This is a genomic window from Anaerobacillus sp. 63XJN7_4_ISO-PGPR-S23-413 (genome assembly GCF_056173725.1).
Window position 1 is genome coordinate 2,755,122 of sequence record NZ_CM149688.1, and the last position, 21,811, is coordinate 2,776,932.

Consider the following 21,811-nt stretch of genomic DNA (forward strand, 5'->3'; position numbering starts at 1 on the left):
GAAAAATAGTCTAAGCGAATCAATAGCATGTGATTATAGAAATGTCTTATTCATAGCTTTTTCTAAAATGTCCTTCTTTTCACTTTCACACATGTTATTGCTCTTTATTTCCAGCCTTTTCTTATATAAACTCTCTACATACTGTCCATATGACTGGTCATATTGCAACGAAAGGTCATCTCGAATTTTCTTTGCGAGTAACGGACTTGCTCCACCTGTGACAACAGATATCACTAGTCTTCCTCGCCTCAACGTTGCAGGTAGAGACACGTTACCTCTGTCAGCCTGATGTGATGCATTAACTAGCTGATTATCTTCGGCATGTTTGACAACAAATTCATTCACTTCATACGAATTGGTCGCTACAATAATTAAAAACGCATTATGTATATCACACTCCCTAACTGCGCGTTCCACGAGGGTAATATTGTCAGAATCCACATATTTCTTAATATCACTGTGAATATCAGGACTTACTACTTTTAGATTCGCACCGCAACCAAGTAGACCTTTGAGCTTCCTAAGCGCTATACGCCCCCCTCCAACAATGACAACTTTTTTTCCTACCAGGTTAAGGGTAACCGGATATTCCCTCATACCTTTACCTCCATCTCATATGCTTCTATTACTCTTTCTTTCAATACATCTTTCAAAAATTCATGGTAGCCGAGGTAATGACAAAGATAGAAATCTGGACCATCTCCATCTAACCTACTTATTTTATGTTCCATTTCTCTCATTAGAACACCTGTAAATAAAAGATAAGGAATGACAAAGACCTGACTATTAGTGCCGTTTTTAGCGTGTTTAATTCCTTCATCAAAGGTTGGAGTTGCAGCTGCAAGATAGCACACAGAGACCTTTTTAAATCTCATCTTTTCAAGGATTCGCCTTGCGATTCGATCTAAATCTCTTATTATATCAGGATCACTACTTCCTCTCCCTACAAGTAGAGCACTTGCATCTTGTTGAATGGAAACTCCTGTCTCCCTAACTCTTTCTTCTATAATAGAGATCAACTTATCGTGTACTCCTAAAGGACATCCCATGTGAACAGTTATCGATGGAAATTCTCCAGAGACGCGCTCTACTTCGTTTGGAATGTCCTTCTTTACATGAGTTGCTGCAAGTAATAAGACGGGTACTACCACAATTTCTTTCGCACCTTGTTGTACACATGTTGATATACCTTGATAAATATCGGGCTTCGAAAGCTCAAGAAAACATGTCTCTTGTATTGGATACCCAAGTTCTTTTTTACACTTCTCAACAAATTCTACCGCTTGATTTCTTCCTTCTTTCACGCGACTACCGTGACATATATATAGAACGGCTTTCACTATCCACCACCTCCTATAAGGCGCTAACGACCGACTTAGTGCTTTGTTCATCTCGTGACATTTTCTCAAACCAATTCAGTTTCGACCTTAGGTTTACCACTTCACCCACGATAATCATGCTTGGGTTTTGCACTCCTGCTTTCTTTACATCTTCTGTTATTGTCTCAAGGGTACCCGTTACCGTTTGTTGCGTTTGTGTTGTTCCCCAGTGAACAAGCGCAACAGGAGTTTCTTTATTTCTTCCATATTTTCGAAGCATCGAGCAAATATAAGGTAGATTTTTCACTCCCATATAAATGGCGAGTGTATCTATACCTTTGGCGAGACTCTCCCAGCGTAATTCTTCTTCTTCGCCTTCTTTACGATGACCAGTTACAAATGCAAATGTTGAACTTAGTTCACGATGTGTTACTGGAATGCCTGCATACATAGGGGCAGCAATACCAGAAGTAATTCCTGGAACGATTTCAAAGGGGATTCCATGGTTTGAAAGGACTTCGGCTTCTTCACCACCTCGACCATAAACAAAAGGGTCTCCTCCTTTTAACCTTGTGACCACTTTCCCTTTAAGTGCATGCTTTACGAGAAAACGATTTATGGTTTCCTGTTTTAGCGTGTGGTAATCAGGTAACTTACCGCAGTAAATTAACTCGACTCCTTCTTTTGCGTAATCGAGAAGGTCTTGATTGATTAAGCGATCATAGAGGATCACATCTGCCTGCTCAATACACTTTACGCCTTTCACTGTAATTAAGTCGATGTCTCCTGGTCCTGCGCCAACTAGATAAACTTTCCCCATCTGATTTCCTCCTCCACGAGATGATTTTATTCTTAAAAATCACTTAAGATCAAAAGTTATTGATTTATAATCAACCCTTGCTTTACTAAATAGGACATCACTTTATCAGCACATTCTTCTCTTGAGTCGTTATAGGTATCAATGGTGATTTCGGGATTGATCGGTTCTTCGTAAGGAGATGATACGCCTGTGAAGTGAGGAATCTCGCCACTACGAGCTTTTTTGTATAATCCTTTAGGATCTCGACTCTCACACTCATTTATTGGACATTTCACATATACCTCAATAAATTCACCTTGTTGCAGAAGTTCACGTACTACTTGTCTATCACTATTGAACGGGGAAATAAATGCAGTGATTGCGAATTGACCGCTATCAACTAGTAGTTTAGACACCTCCCCAATACGTCTAATATTTTCCTTGCGATCTTCTTCTCGAAAACCAAGATCCTTATTTAAACCCTGACGGATATTATCTCCGTCTAGTACATAACTTTGGACGTTTAATTCATGAAGCTTCCTTGAAACATCATTTGCCAGCGTTGATTTCCCGGAACCAGACAAACCTGTAAAGAAGAGTACTGCACTTTTATGCTGATTCCTCTGCTGCCTCATTTCTTTTGTTATCACTGTATCGTGCCAGGTTAAGTTATTGTTCACTGTCATCTCAAATCTCCCCCTTATGCGTTCACTGTCTTCTCACTCATCCCTTTAATTAATACCTCCACTACCTCAGGACGACTGAATGTTGCTGGAGGCTGCTCCCCATTTCGTAAAAGGGCACGTACTTTAGTACCTGATAAAATGACGTGATGTTCTTTTCCATGAGGGCACGTTTTGGCCGAAGCCATGCTATCGCACTTCTCGCAGTAGAAACTGTGTTCAAAAAAGAGTGGTGTAATTCCTAATTCCTCGCTTGTAAATTGACTAAAGATTCTCTGGGCATCATAAGTGCCATAGTAATCACCTACTCCGGCATGATCTCTCCCCACAATAAAATGTGTGCATCCAAAGTTTTTTCGAACAAGCGCATGAAAGATTGCCTCTCTTGGCCCTGCATAGCGCATAGCAGCAGGAAAGACACCAAGGTGCACACGATCTTCAGGGTAATAGTTCTTAAGTAGAACTTCATAACTTTCCATTCGAATTTCTGCTGGTATATCATCTGATTTGGTTTCACCTACAAGAGGATTCAAGAACAAGCCATCCACTGTTTCAAGTGCGGTCTTTTGAATATACTCGTGCGCTCGATGAACCGGATTTCTTGTTTGAAATCCTACAACTTTCTTCCAGCCCTGACGTTCAAAATACTCTCTTGTTTCAGATGGATCATAATGATAGCGGTCAAACTTGCCTTTTTCGGTTCTTTTAATAAGCGTAATTGGTCCACCAATGTAAACATCTGGTCTATCGTAAACTTTTTTCACTCCTGGATGTTCACTGTCCTCTGTTAAATACACGTGGCGCCCCTCCACTCCCTTATCAGGAGTATATTTGGATTCCACTTCTATTGTGCCGTACACAGTCCCATTATTAGTTAACTTCACTTTATCACCAATTGCGATCTCAGCAGCTCGTTCGTGCGTAACTGGCAACGTAATAGGAATGCTCCATGGCAACCCGCTTTCTAATTTGAGGTGATGAACGACTGACGTATACTCATTTTCATTAAGAAAACCAGTTAACGGACTATACGCTCCTGTTCCGATTAATTCCAGATCACTTAACGCAGTAGCGTCTAACTCAATTTCTTGAATAATCCCATCAATTTCAGTATTAGGTTTGTAACGGTTAATCAATGTTCCTCCATGCGCGTTAATTGTTGCCATCTTAATCCCTCCAAATTGAATTTATTATAAGCTTCCTTCGTCTTGTAATGTTCTCTTTTGAGAGCGAATCGATCGAATTAAACTTCCTGACCCAAGCGTCGCTAGAATAACGCTGCCAATTGCAATTAATGTATATAAATCACTTTCTAAAAAAAGTTTGATCATACTATAAGAAATAACTAAAGAAAAAACCGGTGAAACTGCCCAAACTTTAATCATTCGCGTAATGACATCTTTCTGCCAAAGCTGAAATCCATCTTTAGCAGTTCCGATACCAATGATCGATGAGGTGGTAATCTGGGTAAGCGGCACCGGAATCCCAAATAAGGAAGCTCCAATCACAAGTCCAGCGCTCGTACCTGATATAGCACAACCTTCACCAAGTGAAAATTTTGTGATGCGATAACCATTCGTTTCAATGACACGTTTACCAAAAACTAAAGCACCTAAAGCAACAAAAGCTCCCCCAAAAAATGCGCCGTGAGAAAGGGATAAAACTCCCGCTCCAACTAGCGGTCCAATCGCATTTGCGACGTTATTCATTCCCGCTGAAAAGGCTTCTAGAAAACCGGCTACAATTAAAAAAATGGTGAGTGGCTTTTGCCACTTTGAAGTAAGATTGATTCTTTGTTTTAAAAGACCAAAAATTTTCCCAACACTGAGAGCTGTCGCAAAAGCAATAACCGGTATAACGATCCACAACAACATAATGAACATCACATTCTGAAAGTACAAAGCACGGTAAGCAATACCAACTCCTACCACTGCGCCCACAGTAACTTCACTTGTTGATAATGGAATCCCCATCATATTTGCTAGAAAGAGCGCTGTTGTAGCTGAAATAAAAATAATCAAGATAACCTTTAGACTGAGTACGGAAGAAGGTATAATGCCACTCCCCATTGTTTTAATAACATTACCTCCACCTAATGTGGCACCACCAACAATCCCAATCGCACAAACACTCAGTGCTACGCTTCTTCTTTTAATCGCTCCAGCCCCGTAAGCCACTCCCATCGATGCCGCAGCTCCACTAGCCCCAATATTCATAGCAAAAAAGAGAGCCACTGTAATAACTAGGGTTGTCATGACCGTCACCGATTTGGTGCTGAATCAAAATGCAAGCCGCATTCCGTTTTTTCCTGATTTGCCCATCTCCCAGCTCTAGAATCACTACCTTCCAATACTCTTTCAGTGCATACCGCACATCCTATACTTGGGTACCCTTTATCATGAAGAGGATTGTATGGTAAATCCTTTTCGTACACGTACCTCCAAACATCTTTCCATGTCCAATGAATAAGTGGACAAACCTTAATCGACTGAAACTTATCATCTCTATTGAAATAATTTGTCTTTTGTCTGAGTGGCGACTGCTCTCTCCTTAAACCTGAGATCCATGCACTTACATGATCTAATTCTTCATGCAATGGTATGATTTTCCTCAAGTTGCAGCACTGTCCCGGGTCTCGCTCCCATAGAGCATCCCCTTTACTTAATGCCTGTTCTTCGACCGACTCCTTTGGTTGCTTTAACTTAATATTTAGAGATGGATATTTAGCTTTCACTTTATTAATTAGCTCATAAGTCTCATCAAAATGGAGACCTGTATCCAGAAAAACAATCTTCGCGTTCTGGTTTACCCGGGAAATCAAATCAATTAGAACGACACCCTCAACACCGAAACTACAAGCATATACAATATCATCTTGGTAAATTTGATACGCCCACTCCAGAACTTCAAGAGCCCCTTTCGTTTCTGATTCAACGTCGAATTCAGGTTCCTTACCCGACCAATTATTATAGAACCAATTCATTTCTAACCCTCCCAATTCCGATCAAGGAAATATATTTAAAAGTTTAAAAAAAGAGGCGGTTCTAACCTTTAGGGTTAGAACCGCCTCTAGTTTCTCTAGTCAGCGCCAATATTAAAGTCGTTCTTTTTCTTTTCTTTCAAGTTGAACAACTTTCCCATCTTGAACAACAAGCGTAATTGACCCAAATTTTAACGAACTTAGCATTCGTTCTATACGTACAGCAACGTCTGAAAAATTCTGGTCTTTCGTTCCCATCATGCAACCTCCCTTAGTCGTAATAATCATGAGGAGAAGCTTATAAATGAAAAAAGCCTTCCCAAATTGGAAAGACAGATCAGGTTACCTTAATTCACCTTATCTTCCAAAATGGACTCCATTTTGCTGGAAGTAGCACCTTGCCAATCAGGCAGGTTGCTGGACGTCAACGGGCCAGTCCCTCGGTCTCTCTTGATAAGTTATTTTCTAAATCTTAACTATTATCTAACAATATGTCAACCCTAGTTTAGAGATCGGGATAAAGGGATTAGAAAAGAATATGAAAAAAACCCCGAATCTATGACTCGGGGACCATTTTTAAATTGGATGACGTTTACTTTCTTCTTTTTTCTCTTCTATTAAGATACGCGTACCATCTACAGACGTAATAACTACTGCCGTATCCTTGTCGATCCAACTTCCAACAGAAATGGCGCTGTACTTTTTCTCATTGACTTGTATTGTTCCACTTGGTCGAAATGGAGTAATTGTCATAGCCGATTCTCCAACTAAATTCTTATACTCAGCGTTCATGGAATTATACCCCATTTCACTGCTTAACCGATCCTTTAACGTCATTTTCGTCCACATAGAACGTGCGGGGAAAACACGCAAAAACAGGAATGAAGCAGCCGTACCAATTAAAAAACCACTAGAAACGAGAAGGCCATAAAGGAAAGTCGGAGAAGGAATGGCTACGGCTGTAACCATCATAATTAATCCAATCAAACCAAATGTACCATCATTGAGTAATTTCCCATCAAGAATAACTAAGCCTAAACCAACAGCAAACACAAGTCCCATCCAGAGAATTGATGATAAAGAAGTAAGATGGAAACTAAAATAAAATGTGAGCAATAGTATTCCGATCAATCCAAAAATACCTTTTACACGGACAAGTAACTCAGCAAACAAGAATAGCACGCTAAGTAAAACGATAAGAAAGCCAACTGCTGGCAAAGATAGAATCTCCATCCTCGCTCCCTCCTTTTCCTTCTTCTCTTATACGTTCAAAAGGGAAGAAAGTTTCAGTCACTTGTCACCTTACGATTGAAATACCCCTTTTATTCCATCAATAATCGCAATAAAGAAATCAATGATTTTTTGAATAAATGACTGTGTCTCGTCTTTATTTAAAAACTCGTCCAGGTTTTCTCTCGCGTTCTGCAACTGACTCTTCATTTGATCCCAATCAATATCAAGATTTTTCATTCGATTAAACAGTGCAACAAGACCATCCAACTCATCTTGAGTCAATTCAATACCTGAATCGTTAGCAATTTGTTTAATAACTGTTCTTAAATCATCTTCCGTCTCAGGTGGGTTTGTAGCAATTTCATCCTTAATCTTAGTCATTAGCTCTGTTGCTTTATCTGCGCCAATACTATCGCTCAATTTTGCAGTAGTGACAAGCTCTTCATTTGCTACTTGTTTTTGCTCCTCAGGTATCACTTCATCTGTGCTTAACTCATAAGCTTTGATTAAACCAGTTAATGCAGCCGTACCTGAAACCTCCATTGGTGCTGTCACATAAACATCAGCATCTTTTACTCCAGCTGTTATTAAAGCATTTGCGTACATTTCATCTGTTACCCAATTAATATTTTTTGTGTCAACGCTTAAACCAGCATCTTTTTCACCAATGGTTATGGAAGAAGAAGATAAGGCGCGGGTACCGATTAGCGCTTTACTTATATAATTCCCAAGATATTTATGCTCTTCTTCATTTGATACCGTTACCGTCATTGCATTTTCCGGAGCTTCCATTTCATCAACTAGCTTCTGTTTTTGCTCTTCAGATAGATCTTCACCAAGTGTAACGATGACATCCCCGACGCTCGCATCCGCTTGTGCCACCATAGGAATAATAGACATCATTAACACCATCGACAATAAAAACGGCAATCCTTTTTTAAGCATGTTTTTTGTCTCCTTTTAACGTGAGGCTCTAATGAAGAGTAACTCAGTTAATCTCCCCATCTCTTAGTATTCTACTCGACACTCGATCGAAAGAAAAGATAATTCACTAGGAAATCTGTCATATCATGGAAGGACAAGCATATCGTAGTACAAAGGAAATCATTCTGAAGGAGTTGCGAGAGATGCGAAAACTATTGTTAAGTTCCCTATTTCTGCTTGTCCTTCATACAACTTATTATGATTTAACAACAGGAACTCTTACAAATAACAGAGCTATTTCAGAAGTATCAGAAGCAGTCGAAGTGGGGTCACCTGAAAAAAACTCTCCCTATGTGGTTTATAAAATAAATGCTGGCGATACTGTTCTTTCTTTAGTAGAAAAAGCGAACGGCTCAATACCGGTTCCGATTGAAACGGTCGTTCACGATTTTGAAACATTAAATAAAATTCATCCAACTCTTATACAAATTGGGGAAGAATATAGGATACCAACTTATGACCAAACATCTGCTCAATGATTATTTCTTGTCAATAGCTCTCTAAAGTTGCTACAATGGGATAGTATTACAGATGAGTCTTATTCCCTACAAGGGAGTATATAAAAGCGATCTAAATCATGAGGTAAGCAATCCTACATGTAAAAGGAGCGATTTTCGCATGAATGAAATTACCCACCGTAGTCAAACTAGACCTGTTAAAGTAGGTCCTTTAACAATAGGCGGTAACGATGAAGTTATTATTCAAAGTATGACAACAACCAAAACTCACGATGTGGAAGCAACAGTTGCTGAAATCAATCGTCTTGAAGAAGCTGGTTGTCAGATTGTACGAGTAGCTTGTCCAGATGACAGGGCAGCAGATGCAATCCCTGAAATCAAAAAGAGGATTAATATCCCTCTTGTCGTTGATATTCACTTTAATTATAAGCTAGCACTAAAAGCCATTGAAGGTGGAGCAGACAAGATACGTATTAACCCTGGTAATATTGGACGGCGCGAAAAAGTGGAAGCTGTCGTAAAAGCAGCCAAAGCAAAAGGCATTCCGATTCGCATTGGCGTTAATGCTGGTTCACTTGAGCGAAAAATCCTTGAAAAATACGGCTATCCTACAGCTGAGGGAATGCTAGAAAGTGCCCTCCACCATATCAAAATTCTTGAAGACCTTGATTTCTACGATATCATCGTCTCCATGAAAGCTTCCGATGTTAACCTTGCAACTGAAGCATATGAACTGGCAGCACGTTCTTTTAATTACCCACTGCATCTCGGAATTACAGAGTCAGGCACTCTATTTGCAGGTACAGTTAAAAGCGCAGCCGGTCTTGGTGTTATTCTTTCAAAAGGAATCGGAAATACGGCACGTATTTCTCTTAGTGCGGATCCGGTTGAAGAAGTAAAAGTAGCTAGAGAGCTTCTTAAATCATTTGGACTTGCAGCGAATGCAGCCACATTAATTTCTTGTCCAACTTGTGGTCGTATCGAAATTGACCTTATTTCAATCGCAAATGAAGTCGAAGAGTACATTTCAACAATCAAAGCACCTATTAAAGTAGCCGTGCTTGGATGCGCAGTGAACGGTCCAGGTGAAGCGCGTGAAGCTGATATCGGTATTGCAGGTGCACGTGGTGAAGGTCTCCTCTTCCGACATGGTGAAATTATCCGTAAAGTTCCTGAGGAAACCATGGTAGAAGAGTTGAAAAAAGAAGTCGACAAAATAGCAGAAGAACATTACAAGAAAATGGCAGAAGAAAAAGAGAAAGCTGAAGCTAACTCTTAATTCTTTTTCTTGATCAAAGAAGAAAAGCCAGGCACTTTAAAAGTGCCTGGCTTTTCTATTAAGGTTTTCAACTAAAAGAACGGTGCGAAGAATAAGCTGATGATCATTGAAGCGGCACCAACACCAATCGCCCATGATCCGAGCGTTGTTAGTCCCTTTCTCCTAGCAACAAATCCTACGACGATTCCCGCTGCTCCAAGAATGACGGGAAGTATAAACAAGGAAATAACCGATAAAGCAAGAGCAGCTACACCCACTCCCACTCCTGTTCGATCCTGTTCTTGTCTTTTAGCTTCAAAGTGTTCATGATGCTCCTCAGCAGTTGGACGTTCATTTTCAGGCGACTGTAAATAAGGACGGTCTAATACACCAGGGGCTACTTCAGCTGCAGCTTCCTCAAGATATTCCTCTTCCGATTCGCTGCGAACTTCGCGCTCCTCGATAAAGTCCAGATCGTCATCATGTCTGTCTTCTGTCATATACATCCCTCACTTTACCTTGTTGTGGAGCATGATTAGTATTTGTCAGTGAGTGTAAGAATATGTTCGTTCAATCAGTAAGATAATCCCAATTCCTTCTTATTGCCTTTCTTTTCTATGATATGATGAAAAGAGAGCAAATCAAAAAGGAGTTTTATTATGACGATCAAAAGACTAGGACTTGATATTGATGGAACTGTAACAAGTCCTAAAACCTTTCTTCCTTATTTAAATTCTTCATTTAATAAACAATTATCCTTACATGATATTACACAGTACAATCTTGCTAACCTTCTCGGCATTCCTCAAAAAGAGTTTTTTGAGTGGTTAAAAATAAATGAAGAGAAAATTTACGCAAATGCCCTTATCGCAGATCAAGCTCATCCTATACTAGAAGAATGGAAAGTGGATTATGAACTTTTCTACATTAGTGCAAGAGGGGATCATTTACTCAACACAACAAAAGACTGGTTTACATCAAATGCCGTCCCTTATCATCACATCGAACTTATTGGAAAACATGATAAAATTGATTCCATTAAAGAACATAGCGTTGACGTTTTTTTTGAGGATAAATACGATAATGCATGTGCGATTGCAGAGGAATGTGAGATCCCAGTGATCCTTTTTGACACTCCATACAACCAGGGAACAGTGCCTTCTAATGTATCTCGATTGGAAACCTGGCCAGAAGCTCAACAGTGGCTTAAGCACCATAATAAAAGCGGAAGAGCATAACTATGCTCTTCCGCTTTTAGGCATATGCCTGACATGCACCACAACGACCGTACACTTCAAATTTATGTCCTGTTACTTCAAACTCAGAGTCCCCTACTGGGATGTTCTCCATTGGACATGATTCTATTTGGCGAGTTTTACCGCAATCCAGACAAATGAGATGATGATGATGCGTATTCGTTGAACAGCTAAGACGATAGCGCTTTTCACCGTTCCATTCTGTCTCCTCTAATATCGTTAAATCCGCAAACAGAGTTAAATTTCTGTAAATCGTATCAACACTCATCCCGGGATAGCTTTCTTGCATATGGTTCAGCACATCTCTTGCTGAAAGATACCTCTTTTCTTTGGCGAAAAGAGTGACGAGATCCTCCCGTTTTTCAGTGTATTTATAACCTTCATCCTTTAAAATACGCAATGCTGTAGAGACATTCATATATCCACCTCATTATGTTAAGATTTCCACTGTTTTAATCTTTTGAATAGAAGAACGAACAACAAGATCAACGCTGATAGAATAACAATTGTTCCACCAGGGGCAATATCTAGATAATATGCCAGAACCAGTCCACCAAGCACCGCAACTTCTCCCAAAATAATGGAGTATGCGATTGTTTGCTTAAATCCTCTAGCAATTCGAATACTTGCAGCAACAGGAAGCGTCATAAGCGCCGAAACGAGTAGTACACCTACAATCTGCATCGAAACGGCAATCACGAACGCGACAAGTAAAATAAAAATGAAATGAATCCACTTTCCTCTAACGCCTGATACGATTGCTTGCTCTTCATCGAATGAGAGAAAAAATAGTTCTTTGTATAATAAAATCACAACAAGTACGACAATAATCGTTATCACTGCCACAGCCATTAAGTCACTTCGACTAATGGCAATGACGCTTCCGAATAAATAATTAAATAGATCAGAATTGAATCCATCTGCTAATGATAAGAATACGACCCCAAGTCCAATCCCCCCAGATAAAGTAATGGGGATCGCTAGCTCTTCAAAATGCTTGTACACTTTTCGCAGTTGCTCAATAAATAACGAACCCGCTGCTGAAAATCCCATTCCCATATAAACAGGATTAACGCCCTGCCAGAATGTAAAATACTTACCTAGAAGTAAACTAGCAGCTATTCCTGCCAAAGTAATATGTGATAAAGCATCCGCTATTAACGCCTGTCTTCTAACAACAATAAACACTCCAAGTAGCGGCGCAATAATTCCAATTAATATGCCAGCCAAAAAAGCGTTTTGCAAAAACTCAAATTTCCATAAAGCTTCTATCATTTTCTAAATGCCTCCGTGATCATGGTCGTGACTTAGAACGTGAACATGATGGCCATAAAATCCAGATAGTTCACGATCATTAAACTGTTCAAATTCATTTGTTTCACCATGAAAGTGAAGGGTTTTATTCAAACATGCCACGTGCGTTACTTTATCCGTAATCGTACCGATATCATGTGTTACAAGAAGCAAGGTAATGCCATTCTCCTGATTAAGCTTACCAAGAAGTTCATAGAAATCACTCGTTGAATTAGCATCTACCCCCACCGTAGGTTCATCAAGAATAAGAATTTCTGGTTTACTGACAAGCGCTCTTGCAATAAACACTCTCTGCTGCTGTCCACCAGAAAGTTCTCCAATATTACTTGATGCATAATCACTCATTCCTACTTGTTTGAGGGCCTCCATAACTGCTTTTCGATGCGCTGCTTTCATAAATTTGAATAATCCAAGTTTACTCGCTAATCCCATCGAAACGACTTCAAATACAGAAGCAGGAAATCCTGAATTAAAACTATTTGCTTTCTGAGAGACATAACCGATTTTGCTCCACTCATGAAACTTATTCATCTTCTTGCCGAATATATTCACTTGTCCCTTTTGAGGCTTCAATAGTCCAAATATGATTTTAATTAAAGTTGATTTACCTGAACCATTCGGACCTACAAGTCCTACAAAGGCTCCACTAGGAATAGAAAAAGTAATGTCTTCAAGAACATATCCATCCCCATAATGAAAAGAGATATTCTGAAGATCAATGATATTTTGAGAAGTTGCCATAAATAAAACCTTCCATCTATAAGAATCATTACGATTTACATTATGTAGTATACCTTACATGATGAACATTTGTAAATTTCCTTGATGATATTCTATCTCAGATAACTTATTGTAGTCGCCCCCCGTAATTTGATTGGTCATAAATCGTATAGGAAGTTCCTCAATAACATTTAATGGCCACAGCTTTCAGACTTGTAAGCTGTGGCCATCTTTACGCTTCTTCGGAGAAAGAAACGAAGGTGCTTTTAAGCTGTGTTTACATTTCATGAAGGCTAGCCATCTCCTGAATCTCTTCTGAATAGCTACTTTTCGGTGTTCCTTTTTCTGCTACATAAGCCTTCAATCCGCCGATGCCTCGGTTATAAGCTGTCAGAGCTTCATCCCAATTCTCATATTTTTCATAAAGATAATCAAGATAGGTGACGGAAAGTGTTATTGAAAAATAAGGGTCAAATAGCTTGTCCTCTGAATAATCAATCTCCGCCATATCGGCAATCCATGGAGCCGTATTTGTCATGAATTGAGCCATCCCATAAGCATGCCCATACTTTGTTTCTGGCCCAATGAGTTCAGGATCAAACGTATTTCCTGTCTCAACTTTCAGAAGCTCATAAACGATTGTAGGATCAATATCTTCTTTCATAGCCTGATACGTTAAGAACAATCCCCACTTCTTACTAAACTTCCCCTCACTATCTTGATAGAACTGTTCAGAGTAAGCTTTCGCCTGCTTCCACTCTTCTACACTTACTGAGTTTGGGTCAAGTGAGTAACCCGTTTCTTTTTCTAATTTACTAATAGCTGTCTGTGTTTTCATCTGATCATTCTGGGATGATTTCTGATTCAATTCACCGACAGTTGTTTCAGCATCGGCAACCTGCTCATTAAATAGATGAGATTGTACAAGGACTAGTGCTAGAACAAGTGTTAGAACAATTACAGTGATCATAGACAGAGGTTTTTTGATATTGTTTTGAATAAAATTAATAGTGTTGCACTCCTTTTCAACTGGTATTAATAAAGCTGAAGAGCACCAGTTAAGGTAATACCCTATCATCTTTTTCTCAAACCTTTCTACTATTTTGCTCATAAATCATTACAATTTCATAAGAAAAAAGACCCCCGGTATAGGAAGTCTAATGAATTGGAGATTTGAACTTCGCCCCTCTTGTTTCTTGAGTATTCATAATTGTAATAAATGCATGAGGGTCAATGTCGTAGATCACACTTTTTAGTTTCGTCACCTCTAACCTTGTTATAACTACATATATAACTTCTTTCTCCTCGTCAGTATAACCACCTTTACCAACGAGTTTTGTCGTTCCTCTACCAAGTCGATCTAAAATAGCATTCGAAATTTCCTCGTATAAATCCGAGACAATCAATACAGCTTTCGTTTCATCAAGACCTTGAATCACCGTATCAATTGTCTTAAAAGCGATATAATACGCCATTACAGAATACATCGCATTCTCCCAACTGAAAACAAATCCAGCCCACGTAAAAATAAATATGTTTGTAAACATAACAAACTCGCCAATTGAAAAAGGAATTTTTTTCGTTAACAAAATCCCTAATATTTCAGTTCCATCCATTGAACCGCCATGTCTAATCACCAATCCAACGCCTAGTCCTAATGTCAATCCGCCAAAAACCGTACCAAGAATAGGTTCCGTTGTAAATGGATCTGTATGGTGAAGAAAGGTTTCGAATGTAGCAAGCCCGATAATACCGAATAGTGTTGAAAAGGCAAACGTCTTACCAATTTGCTTATAACCATAATACATAAATGGAAGATTTAACACTACAACCAGAATAGCAAAATTAAATGCTGTGAGGTGATCTAAAATAAGGGATATCCCTATAATTCCACCGTCAATCAACTGATTTGGAACTAAAAATAATTCAATGGCTGCGGCAGCGAGAAAAGCGCCAATCATAATCATAAAAAGTCTATAAATTAAATGCGTTTTACTTTCTTTCCTATGCTGTTTTTTCTCCATGGGACCCTCCAAAGTATGTCTCTTATTTCTTTGAAGCCTATGTTAATGAGCATGATTGTCTATTGGCTCATTCACGACAAGTCATGAGTCAAAAGTCAAGAAAACGATAATAAAATAACCTGATCCTAAAAGTTTAGAATGTTCTTTTAGCGAACACCATCGTGAACTGTGTGCATAGTATGAGATAGGCAAAGGGGGCATCGTGATGAATCCAATACAGCTTCAACTTGTAAATTTCAAATTGAATCGTATTACAACAGAGGAATTGCTTCAACTATCTAACCAATATGGTATTACACTTTCAGCAACAGATGCAAAGAAAATTGTGCAAATTTTAAAACAAGAGAATATTGATATTGCGAACCAAACGCAACGAAAACGTATATTAATGAAAATTAGTCGTGAAGTTAGTCCTTCGGTTGCGTCACGCGTACACAAGTTAATTCTCTCTTTTCTTACCCAATAACAAAAAACCGCTTAAGCGGTTTTTTGTTAGACAGACATTAGTTTACTTTTTAAATCTTCATCAAACTTTTGATTTCGAAGCATTTCAATCTCTAATTTATAAGGCGCCTTCTTATTTTTCTTGTCTTCTCCTACATAAGGCGTTTCTAAGATCTTCGGAACATCTTTCAATTGAGGGTGATGAATCACCTTATTAAGTGCATCAAAGCCAATATAACCAAACCCAATATTTTCATGACGGTCTTTAGACGCACCACGCTCATTTTTACTATCATTCACGTGAAGCACCTTTAACCGATCCACTCCGATTACTCGGTCGAATTCATTTAGAACCCCGTTAAAGTCATGCACAATATCATAGCCTGCATCGTGCGTATGGCAAGTATCAAAACAAACGGATAACTTTTCATTATGTGTAACACCATCAATAATTTGAGCTAGTTCTTCGAAGCTTCTTCCGCACTCAGAACCCTTACCGGCCATTGTTTCAAGAGCGATTTGAACTTCTTGATCGGCTGTTAGCACCTCATTTAATCCTTCGATAATTTTCTGAATTCCTTTATCTGCCCCAGCACCTACATGAGCACCAGGGTGGAGCACGATTTGACGAGCACCAAGAGCATGTGTACGCTCTATTTCAGATCTGAGAAAATCAACTCCGAGTTGAAAGGTTTCAGGTTTTGTAGTGTTACCAATATTAATAATGTATGGCGCATGGACAACAATGTCACTGATACAATGCTCTTTCATATGGGCCGAACCTTTATCAATATTAAGCTTTTCAATCGCTTTACGCCTCGTATTCTGAGGTGCACCCGTGTAAATCATAAAGGTTGTAGCGCCATATGAAACAGCTTCTTCGCTTGCTCCTAGAAGCATTTTATCACCGCTCATTGAAACATGTGAACCTATTTTTAACATTATCTTCAATCCTTCCCTTTTCACTTCATCATTTTATTATACCTTTTTTGCTAATCTGCCATCTATTCATGTCGATTGAAAAAGTAAACTTAACACATGCCCTCTCATACGATTAAGCAGACAAAAACCCTCTGTCATAAGAGGGTTTTGAATTATTTCCGACCGCGCTTTTGCTGAATACGATCTCTTTCCTGCTGCATTTTCTTTTTATAGCCTGGTTTTACTTTCTTAGGCTTAGGTACAAAAACCTCAGGTTTTGATGAGGTAGGCTTTTTTCTTGGAGTTACGGGCTTCGCTTCTACCCACTCACCATTTTTAATTTCTTTGTACTCAATGCTAATGCCTTTTGAAGATAGCTTTTGTATAGCTTGTTGATCAGATGGTTCTGCCAATGTATATGCTATTCCATCGTGACCTGCTCTTGCTGTACGTCCTACTCGGTGAATATAGAAATCAAGATCTTTTGGTAGTTCAAAGTTAATCACGTGTGAAACGCCCTTAATGTCGATCCCTCTTGAAGCAAGATCAGTTGCGACTACATACTGACATTCAGCTTCCTGAATTTTCTTCATGATTTGTTTACGCTGACGTGCTTGAACACCACCATGAAGTCTTTCAACATTATGGCCATTTTCGATAAGGAAGTCAGCCACTTCATCTGCCGTTTGTTTAGTGTTAGTAAAGACAAGAGCAAGATAAGGATTAATTGCCTTAGTCACATTTAAAAGTAGCTCTTTCTTCTCTTTATATCGTGCAGGAATAAAAATGTTTTCTACTTTATCAGCCGTCACTTGTTCTGCATTCACTTCTACAAATTTAGGATTGTCCATGTACTTTTTCAAAAATGGCTGCAAGCTCTTTGGAATAGTTGCAGAGAAAACAAGCATTTGTAATTGTTTTGCCATTCGAGATGCGATATAGTCTACATCTTCAATGAATCCCATGTCCAACATTTGGTCCGCTTCATCAACAACAAGCATCGTTGCAGGAAAAACGCTTAGCGCCTGCTCTTCGACAAGATCCTTAATACGCCCAGGAGTGCCGATGACAATATGGGGTGTATTTTTCATACGACTAATCATACGTTTACGATCAGTTCCACCTACAGCCTTTTTAATAGAAATTGCTTCTTCTTCAGGGAGGGTAGAGATCAATTTTAACGATTCGTTGTAAATTTGATCGGCCAATTCTCTCGTAGGCGCTGTAATAACAGCCTGACATTCATTTAATCCACTATCAATTCGATGAATAAGTGGGAGTAAGAAAGCAAGCGTTTTGCCTGATCCTGTTTGCGATTGTCCGATCGCACTGTCACCATTACGTATCGCTGGGACCAGTCTCTCCTGTATTTCGGTTGGTCTGTTGAATTTCTGAGCTTCTAGAGCATCAACTAAAAAAGGCTTAAGCCCTAATCTATCAAAGTGTTTCATTATTATTGTTCCTCCATCCATTAATCCAACTTGTATTATAGAACATTTTTGCTCAAAGCGCCATACGTTAAGGGAAGAGCGATCCTCTTATTTATTTTAGAAAGCCATAAATTCGATGAAAGTGATCGTTTTTCAATTTTGCTACACGTTTGCCATAGTCACCGAACAAGAACAACAGAAAACTATAAGATTGGATCGTCGAACACCATTTTATTAGTAAAGCGATGCCCTAACTAATTTCACTTCATACAACTTCTCATTACTTGTATTGCCCATTAATCTCTATTCTCACACCTTCTATTTTTGTGGCATACCATATTAATACCAAGAGCTTATTATGGTCAAGTTATCATAAGGAGGGTAAGACATGAATCAATTTCCTCCCTCCCCCCAAAGTGGTCCGGGTCCAGGTATGGGCTTTCCATTTTCCGGAGGAGGGTTTCAAAGTCCTGGGCCAGGATTTACACAGCCTCAGCAAACAGGAGGTGGCGGCGGTCTGCTATCCAGGTTTTTAGGAGGAGGCGCTCCTCAAGGAAGTCAGGGACTCCCGACTCCTCCAGGAGCATTTCCAGCCATGCAACGAGGTACCATCCCAGGTTTACCCCAACAAGCCGGCATGCTCTCTAGAATCCTTCCGGGTGCCGGACAGGGTGGCATGGATATGATGGGAATGATCCAAAATGTTCAAAAAGTGATGCAGGCTGCTGATACAATTAAACCAATGGTACAACAATACGGTCCAATGGTTAAGCAGCTCCCAGAAATGATTGCTTTGTTTAAGGAATATCAGAAGTCTTCAGGGTCAAGTGAAGAGGATGAAACAGAGGATGAAGTCAAAGAAAAAACGATCAAGCAGAAAAAAACCCCAAAGAAAAAATCAACTAAGCAGCCCGCTGGAGTAAAAGCCAAGAAAAAAACAAAAACGACAAGCTCAAATGAAATCAGTATCAAGTCTAAGCCGAAACTCTATGTATGAACATCGTGATTCATTGAGTTATCTCGGAATCTCCTTTATAATTGAGTAAGAACAGTTATACAACAATCCGTATTTGGGTTGAGGAGGTACTCGATGAAAGTAACTAAAATTTCGCCAAGAGGTTATTGCTATGGTGTTGTCGATGCTATGGTAATTGCACGAAATGCTGCATTAGATAAAACATTACCGCGCCCGATCTTTATTCTCGGGATGATCGTTCATAATAAACACGTGACAGATGCATTTGAAGATGATGGTATCATTACACTTGATGGACCAAATCGGATGGAAATTCTCGAAAAAGTAGAATCAGGAACTGTCATTTTCACTGCGCATGGTGTTTCACCTCAGGTTCGAGAGCTAGCGGAGAAAAAGGGCCTAACTGTACTTGACGCTACCTGTCCAGATGTAACAGTGACACATGATTTAATTCGCGAAAAACAAAAAGAGGGCTATCACGTCATTTATATTGGCAAAAAAGGCCATCCTGAGCCTGAAGGTGCGATGGGGATTGCTCCTGACATTGTGCATCTTGTTGAAAAGCCTGAAGAAGTTGATGAACTTGAAATCGATTGTGATAACATCATTATTACAAATCAGACGACCATGAGTCAGTGGGATGTTCAAGAAATTATGGAAAAAGCAATGGAACGTTATCCACATGCGGTTATTCATAATGAAATTTGTAATGCCACTCAAGTTCGTCAGGAAGCCGTAGCCCAACAAGCAGGTGATACAGACTTAGTTCTTGTAGTTGGAGATCCTAAGAGTAACAACTCTAATAGACTTGCCCAAGTTTCCATTGAAGTTGCTGGCACACCAGCCTATCGGATTGCGGACATTTCTGAATTAAAGCTTGAATGGCTTGAAGGTGTTGAATCAGTTGGAGTAACTGCAGGTGCTTCTACACCAACTCCGATTACAAAAGAAGTGATACGTTTTCTTGATCAATATGATCCTGACAACGAAGAAACGTGGACTCGTGAGCTAAGCGTTCCTTCTTCTAAAATTCTCCCTAAAGTGAAAGTGAAAAAATAACAAAAATCCCGCCTACTTTTAGGCGGGATTTTTGTTTATCTAAACTGAAAGGGGTCCGTTATTTCTTGTGAAGACATAATAACCGTATCAAAATTTTTCTCTTCTACAAAAGCCTGCAATTTTTCCCGTACACCCTCAATCATAATCTTTTCAATATTATGGCCTGCATCAATAATTTGGAGCCCCTCCATCATAGCATCGTGAGCTACATGGTAATAAATATCACCTGATACAAATACATCTGCTCCACTAAATCGAGCTGCACTAATAAATTTATTACCGTCTCCACCTAACACAGCAACTTTTTTTATTTTAGAAGTAAGATTGCCTACAATTCTAACACCACTTGCGCCAAGCCTCTCTTTCACAAAACCAGCAAAATCTTCTAATGTCATTTCTGCATCAAGATGACCTATTCTTCCCAGCCCAAGCTTTTCTGGTTCATTTTCTAAAGGATAAATATCGTAAGCTACTTCTTCATAAGGATGCGCCTTTTTAACAGCATTTAAAACCTTCGCTTGTTGATCTGCATGAAAAATGCTTTCAATTTTCACCTCTTGAACAGCTTCTAACTCTCCTGATTCACCAATAAATGGCTGCGCTTGAACTGTGGGCTTGAATCGGCCAGTTCCTTGAGAAGTAAATGTACAATCACTATATTCACCTATAAACCCTGCTCCTGATTTCGAAAGAGCTGTTCTAATTTGTTCCTGATGTGTAATTGGAACGAATATAGCTATTTTCTTTAGTTCTCGTTGAAATGTTTCAACAAGAACGCTCGTTTCTTGTAGTCCTAATGCATCCGCTAGCATATCATTCACGCCACCAGGTGCAACATCTAAATTTGTATGTGCCGCGTAAACAGTGATGTCATTTTTAATTAGCTTCTCTACCATTTTCCCCTGTTCTGTATCCAAATTGATTTTCTTAAGAGGACGGAAAAGAATGGGGTGATGGGCAATAATTAAATCTACCCCTTCTCGAACCGCTTCGTCTACCACGTTGGGAAGAACATCAAGCGCGGTCATTACCTTTTTAACCTTTTTGTTTAAGCTTCCGATTTGCAATCCAATAGGATCACCATTTTCGGCATACTTCTTTTTTGACCAGGCCTCAAATTCTTGAATAATCGCCTGAGCTGAAGCTATCTTGCTCATGAGAGTACCTCCTTAATGATGTCACGCTCATTCGTTACCTGCGCTTCTTTGTCAGAAACACCTTCTGTATTTGTAAGAGACTGTAAGATCCGTTCTCTTTTCTTTAATTCAATCTGCCATTTTTTCATAAACGCTTCATTTCTATCCTTTAGGAGAAAGGGGCCCGCAAGTAAATTCTTTTGAAGTTCTTTGCCATCCATTCCAGCGTAGGGTTGCTTTCCATTGCCAGCATCAAATACAAGGACTTCGTAAATTTTATCATCTTCCTCAAGAATCCGTTCGTCGACAAGTTCCCAGTTCAAATCCGCAAGTCGTTCACGTAAAAGATGTGCCGCAACATTAGGTTGTAAGATTAGCCGCTTTACATTTTCTAGCTTCTCTACTCCGCCTAGCAAGATATCCCGTATGAGTTGCCCTCCCATTCCTGCGATTGTAACCACATCCACTTCTCCAGGCGAGATGACTTCAAGGCCATTTCCCTTACGTACTGTTATTTCATTGGTGAATCCGCTTCGCTTAACTTGCTTGATTGCCGATTGGTATGGACCCTCGTTCACTTCTCCGGCAATCGCCATAGTAATACGTTGATGATTCATCAAATAACATGGCAAATAGGCATGATCAGATCCAATATCAGCCACACTACTTCCCTCTGGAACAAAATTCGCAACCATTTTCAAACGTTCAGATAATAATTTATCGTTCATTTTTTCACCACTACTTATCCAGTTTTCTTCTCTATAGTTTACCCTCTCTGCATGCAAGCTAACAAGAATTTGCATTCCGTAAAGGTTAA

At 39.4% G+C, this 21,811-nt stretch carries 26 protein-coding genes and 1 riboswitch; of the genes, 6 read left to right on the forward strand and 20 right to left on the reverse strand.

Annotated features, from left to right (window positions below; genetic code table 11):
* Nucleotides 1-33: 33 nt before the first annotated feature.
* The 10 genes from AC0VYO_RS14590 to AC0VYO_RS14635 form a co-directional block, all read right to left on the reverse strand.
* Nucleotides 34-597, reverse strand: coding sequence for an NAD(P)-dependent oxidoreductase (locus AC0VYO_RS14590; RefSeq protein WP_430244251.1), 564 nt, complete (start codon nt 595-597; stop codon nt 34-36).
* Nucleotides 594-1,340, reverse strand: coding sequence for a sirohydrochlorin chelatase (locus AC0VYO_RS14595; RefSeq protein ID WP_475365497.1), 747 nt, complete (start codon nt 1,338-1,340; stop codon nt 594-596). Before AC0VYO_RS14595 ends, AC0VYO_RS14590 begins: the two co-directional genes overlap by 4 nt.
* Nucleotides 1,341-1,353: 13 nt before the next feature.
* Nucleotides 1,354-2,139, reverse strand: coding sequence for a uroporphyrinogen-III C-methyltransferase (gene cobA, locus AC0VYO_RS14600; protein WP_283153972.1), 786 nt, complete (start codon nt 2,137-2,139; stop codon nt 1,354-1,356).
* Between the two features lie 56 nt (nt 2,140-2,195).
* Nucleotides 2,196-2,804, reverse strand: a complete 609-nt coding sequence (gene cysC / locus AC0VYO_RS14605; RefSeq protein ID WP_430244247.1) for an adenylyl-sulfate kinase — start codon at nt 2,802-2,804, stop codon at nt 2,196-2,198.
* Nucleotides 2,805-2,818: 14 nt separating this feature from the next.
* Entirely contained in the window at nt 2,819-3,967 is a 1,149-nt protein-coding gene (gene sat, locus AC0VYO_RS14610; RefSeq protein WP_475365499.1) for a sulfate adenylyltransferase, read from the reverse strand.
* Nucleotides 3,968-3,991: 24 nt separating this feature from the next.
* A complete protein-coding gene (locus tag AC0VYO_RS14615) occupies nt 3,992-5,056 on the reverse strand; it encodes an inorganic phosphate transporter (RefSeq protein WP_475365500.1) in 1,065 nt (354 codons plus the stop codon).
* Nucleotides 5,057-5,061: 5 nt separating this feature from the next.
* Nucleotides 5,062-5,784 (reverse strand): phosphoadenylyl-sulfate reductase, encoded by a 723-nt coding sequence (locus AC0VYO_RS14620; protein ID WP_475365501.1) that lies wholly within the window; start codon nt 5,782-5,784, stop codon nt 5,062-5,064.
* Nucleotides 5,785-5,895: 111 nt separating this feature from the next.
* Entirely contained in the window at nt 5,896-6,039 is a 144-nt protein-coding gene (locus AC0VYO_RS14625; RefSeq protein ID WP_194222197.1) for a YezD family protein, read from the reverse strand.
* 96 nt (nt 6,040-6,135) lie between these two features.
* A riboswitch (SAM riboswitch) is annotated at nt 6,136-6,241 on the reverse strand.
* Between the two features lie 116 nt (nt 6,242-6,357).
* Nucleotides 6,358-7,014: an NfeD family protein gene (locus AC0VYO_RS14630; RefSeq protein WP_430244241.1), complete on the reverse strand. Its 657-nt coding sequence runs from the start codon at nt 7,012-7,014 to the stop codon at nt 6,358-6,360.
* Nucleotides 7,015-7,083: 69 nt separating this feature from the next.
* Complete coding sequence (locus tag AC0VYO_RS14635; RefSeq protein WP_430244239.1) at nt 7,084-7,959, reverse strand: DUF1002 domain-containing protein; 876 nt, start codon at nt 7,957-7,959, stop codon at nt 7,084-7,086.
* A 182-nt stretch (nt 7,960-8,141) separates the two neighbouring features.
* On the opposite strand from AC0VYO_RS14635, the gene AC0VYO_RS14640 reads away from it, so the two are divergent.
* Together AC0VYO_RS14640 and ispG are read left to right on the forward strand one after the other, a co-directional pair.
* The gene (locus tag AC0VYO_RS14640; protein WP_194219538.1) at nt 8,142-8,477 is read left to right on the forward strand and encodes a hypothetical protein; all 336 of its coding nucleotides are present in this window, start codon (nt 8,142-8,144) and stop codon (nt 8,475-8,477) included.
* A gap of 139 nt (nt 8,478-8,616) precedes the next feature.
* Complete coding sequence (gene ispG, locus AC0VYO_RS14645; RefSeq protein WP_194219537.1) at nt 8,617-9,735, forward strand: flavodoxin-dependent (E)-4-hydroxy-3-methylbut-2-enyl-diphosphate synthase; 1,119 nt, start codon at nt 8,617-8,619, stop codon at nt 9,733-9,735.
* A gap of 71 nt (nt 9,736-9,806) precedes the next feature.
* Here ispG and AC0VYO_RS14650 read toward each other — a convergent pair whose 3' ends face one another.
* The gene (locus tag AC0VYO_RS14650; protein ID WP_226614328.1) at nt 9,807-10,214 is read right to left on the reverse strand and encodes a hypothetical protein; all 408 of its coding nucleotides are present in this window, start codon (nt 10,212-10,214) and stop codon (nt 9,807-9,809) included.
* A 159-nt stretch (nt 10,215-10,373) separates the two neighbouring features.
* Here AC0VYO_RS14650 and AC0VYO_RS14655 point away from each other — a divergent pair, with 159 nt between their 5' ends.
* On the forward strand, nt 10,374-10,952 hold the full coding sequence (locus AC0VYO_RS14655; protein WP_475365502.1) for a hypothetical protein: 579 nt from the start codon (nt 10,374-10,376) through the stop codon (nt 10,950-10,952).
* Nucleotides 10,953-10,968: 16 nt separating this feature from the next.
* Here AC0VYO_RS14655 and AC0VYO_RS14660 read toward each other — a convergent pair whose 3' ends face one another.
* From AC0VYO_RS14660 to AC0VYO_RS14680, 5 genes are all read right to left on the reverse strand, one after another.
* A complete protein-coding gene (locus AC0VYO_RS14660) occupies nt 10,969-11,388 on the reverse strand; it encodes a Fur family transcriptional regulator (RefSeq protein WP_430244234.1) in 420 nt (139 codons plus the stop codon).
* Nucleotides 11,389-11,405: 17 nt separating this feature from the next.
* Complete coding sequence (locus AC0VYO_RS14665; protein WP_194219534.1) at nt 11,406-12,245, reverse strand: metal ABC transporter permease; 840 nt, start codon at nt 12,243-12,245, stop codon at nt 11,406-11,408.
* Between the two features lie 3 nt (nt 12,246-12,248).
* A complete protein-coding gene (locus AC0VYO_RS14670; RefSeq protein WP_430244231.1) occupies nt 12,249-13,025 on the reverse strand; it encodes a metal ABC transporter ATP-binding protein in 777 nt (258 codons plus the stop codon).
* 256 nt (nt 13,026-13,281) lie between these two features.
* Nucleotides 13,282-14,115, reverse strand: a complete 834-nt coding sequence (locus AC0VYO_RS14675) for a lytic transglycosylase domain-containing protein (protein WP_475367760.1) — start codon at nt 14,113-14,115, stop codon at nt 13,282-13,284.
* 46 nt (nt 14,116-14,161) lie between these two features.
* Nucleotides 14,162-15,028: a YitT family protein gene (locus AC0VYO_RS14680; RefSeq protein ID WP_371018242.1), complete on the reverse strand. Its 867-nt coding sequence runs from the start codon at nt 15,026-15,028 to the stop codon at nt 14,162-14,164.
* A 205-nt stretch (nt 15,029-15,233) separates the two neighbouring features.
* Here AC0VYO_RS14680 and AC0VYO_RS14685 point away from each other — a divergent pair, with 205 nt between their 5' ends.
* Nucleotides 15,234-15,494 carry a DUF2624 family protein gene (locus AC0VYO_RS14685; RefSeq protein WP_475365504.1) on the forward strand — a complete coding sequence of 87 codons (261 nt, stop codon included), beginning with the start codon at nt 15,234-15,236 and terminating at the stop codon, nt 15,492-15,494.
* Nucleotides 15,495-15,520: 26 nt separating this feature from the next.
* Here AC0VYO_RS14685 and AC0VYO_RS14690 read toward each other — a convergent pair whose 3' ends face one another.
* Both AC0VYO_RS14690 and AC0VYO_RS14695 read right to left on the reverse strand, forming a co-directional pair.
* Nucleotides 15,521-16,414 (reverse strand): deoxyribonuclease IV, encoded by an 894-nt coding sequence (locus tag AC0VYO_RS14690; protein WP_475367761.1) that lies wholly within the window; start codon nt 16,412-16,414, stop codon nt 15,521-15,523.
* 152 nt (nt 16,415-16,566) lie between these two features.
* A complete protein-coding gene (locus tag AC0VYO_RS14695) occupies nt 16,567-17,844 on the reverse strand; it encodes a DEAD/DEAH box helicase (RefSeq protein ID WP_194219529.1) in 1,278 nt (425 codons plus the stop codon).
* Nucleotides 17,845-18,211: 367 nt separating this feature from the next.
* Between AC0VYO_RS14695 and vrrA the strand changes: the two genes are divergently transcribed.
* Together vrrA and AC0VYO_RS14705 are read left to right on the forward strand one after the other, a co-directional pair.
* On the forward strand, nt 18,212-18,820 hold the full coding sequence (gene vrrA / locus AC0VYO_RS14700) for a VrrA/YqfQ family protein (RefSeq protein ID WP_475367762.1): 609 nt from the start codon (nt 18,212-18,214) through the stop codon (nt 18,818-18,820).
* Nucleotides 18,821-18,913: 93 nt separating this feature from the next.
* Nucleotides 18,914-19,858: a 4-hydroxy-3-methylbut-2-enyl diphosphate reductase gene (locus tag AC0VYO_RS14705; protein ID WP_430244221.1), complete on the forward strand. Its 945-nt coding sequence runs from the start codon at nt 18,914-18,916 to the stop codon at nt 19,856-19,858.
* 35 nt (nt 19,859-19,893) lie between these two features.
* On the opposite strand, the gene AC0VYO_RS14710 is transcribed toward AC0VYO_RS14705, so the two are convergent.
* The gene (locus tag AC0VYO_RS14710; RefSeq protein WP_430244219.1) at nt 19,894-21,015 is read right to left on the reverse strand and encodes a Nif3-like dinuclear metal center hexameric protein; all 1,122 of its coding nucleotides are present in this window, start codon (nt 21,013-21,015) and stop codon (nt 19,894-19,896) included.
* Nucleotides 21,012-21,722 carry a tRNA (adenine(22)-N(1))-methyltransferase gene (locus tag AC0VYO_RS14715; RefSeq protein ID WP_475367498.1) on the reverse strand — a complete coding sequence of 237 codons (711 nt, stop codon included), beginning with the start codon at nt 21,720-21,722 and terminating at the stop codon, nt 21,012-21,014. Before AC0VYO_RS14715 ends, AC0VYO_RS14710 begins: the two co-directional genes overlap by 4 nt.
* Nucleotides 21,723-21,811: the final 89 nt, after the last annotated feature.

What these genes read in the sequence shown, in the direction of transcription:
- ispG (WP_194219537.1), top strand. Translation starts at nt 8,617, where the DNA reads ATGAATGAAATTACCCACCGTAGTCAAACTAGACCTGTTAAAGTAGGT.
- AC0VYO_RS14710 (WP_430244219.1), bottom strand. Translation starts at nt 21,015, where the DNA reads ATGAGCAAGATAGCTTCAGCTCAGGCGATTATTCAAGAATTTGAGGCC.
- AC0VYO_RS14715 (WP_475367498.1), bottom strand. Translation starts at nt 21,722, where the DNA reads ATGAACGATAAATTATTATCTGAACGTTTGAAAATGGTTGCGAATTTT.
- vrrA (WP_475367762.1), top strand. Translation starts at nt 18,212, where the DNA reads ATGAATCAATTTCCTCCCTCCCCCCAAAGTGGTCCGGGTCCAGGTATG.
- AC0VYO_RS14670 (WP_430244231.1), bottom strand. Translation starts at nt 13,025, where the DNA reads ATGGCAACTTCTCAAAATATCATTGATCTTCAGAATATCTCTTTTCAT.
- cysC (WP_430244247.1), bottom strand. Translation starts at nt 2,804, where the DNA reads ATGACAGTGAACAATAACTTAACCTGGCACGATACAGTGATAACAAAA.
- AC0VYO_RS14650 (WP_226614328.1), bottom strand. Translation starts at nt 10,214, where the DNA reads ATGACAGAAGACAGACATGATGACGATCTGGACTTTATCGAGGAGCGC.
- AC0VYO_RS14630 (WP_430244241.1), bottom strand. Translation starts at nt 7,014, where the DNA reads ATGGAGATTCTATCTTTGCCAGCAGTTGGCTTTCTTATCGTTTTACTT.
- AC0VYO_RS14690 (WP_475367761.1), bottom strand. Translation starts at nt 16,414, where the DNA reads ATGTTAAAAATAGGTTCACATGTTTCAATGAGCGGTGATAAAATGCTT.
- AC0VYO_RS14675 (WP_475367760.1), bottom strand. Translation starts at nt 14,115, where the DNA reads ATGAGCAAAATAGTAGAAAGGTTTGAGAAAAAGATGATAGGGTATTAC.
- AC0VYO_RS14660 (WP_430244234.1), bottom strand. Translation starts at nt 11,388, where the DNA reads ATGAATGTCTCTACAGCATTGCGTATTTTAAAGGATGAAGGTTATAAA.
- AC0VYO_RS14625 (WP_194222197.1), bottom strand. Translation starts at nt 6,039, where the DNA reads ATGGGAACGAAAGACCAGAATTTTTCAGACGTTGCTGTACGTATAGAA.
- AC0VYO_RS14665 (WP_194219534.1), bottom strand. Translation starts at nt 12,245, where the DNA reads ATGATAGAAGCTTTATGGAAATTTGAGTTTTTGCAAAACGCTTTTTTG.
- AC0VYO_RS14620 (WP_475365501.1), bottom strand. Translation starts at nt 5,784, where the DNA reads ATGAATTGGTTCTATAATAATTGGTCGGGTAAGGAACCTGAATTCGAC.
- AC0VYO_RS14635 (WP_430244239.1), bottom strand. Translation starts at nt 7,959, where the DNA reads ATGCTTAAAAAAGGATTGCCGTTTTTATTGTCGATGGTGTTAATGATG.
- AC0VYO_RS14705 (WP_430244221.1), top strand. Translation starts at nt 18,914, where the DNA reads ATGAAAGTAACTAAAATTTCGCCAAGAGGTTATTGCTATGGTGTTGTC.
- AC0VYO_RS14590 (WP_430244251.1), bottom strand. Translation starts at nt 597, where the DNA reads ATGAGGGAATATCCGGTTACCCTTAACCTGGTAGGAAAAAAAGTTGTC.
- sat (WP_475365499.1), bottom strand. Translation starts at nt 3,967, where the DNA reads ATGGCAACAATTAACGCGCATGGAGGAACATTGATTAACCGTTACAAA.
- AC0VYO_RS14695 (WP_194219529.1), bottom strand. Translation starts at nt 17,844, where the DNA reads ATGAAACACTTTGATAGATTAGGGCTTAAGCCTTTTTTAGTTGATGCT.
- AC0VYO_RS14615 (WP_475365500.1), bottom strand. Translation starts at nt 5,056, where the DNA reads ATGACAACCCTAGTTATTACAGTGGCTCTCTTTTTTGCTATGAATATT.
- AC0VYO_RS14685 (WP_475365504.1), top strand. Translation starts at nt 15,234, where the DNA reads ATGAATCCAATACAGCTTCAACTTGTAAATTTCAAATTGAATCGTATT.
- cobA (WP_283153972.1), bottom strand. Translation starts at nt 2,139, where the DNA reads ATGGGGAAAGTTTATCTAGTTGGCGCAGGACCAGGAGACATCGACTTA.
- AC0VYO_RS14640 (WP_194219538.1), top strand. Translation starts at nt 8,142, where the DNA reads ATGCGAAAACTATTGTTAAGTTCCCTATTTCTGCTTGTCCTTCATACA.
- AC0VYO_RS14680 (WP_371018242.1), bottom strand. Translation starts at nt 15,028, where the DNA reads ATGGAGAAAAAACAGCATAGGAAAGAAAGTAAAACGCATTTAATTTAT.
- AC0VYO_RS14655 (WP_475365502.1), top strand. Translation starts at nt 10,374, where the DNA reads ATGACGATCAAAAGACTAGGACTTGATATTGATGGAACTGTAACAAGT.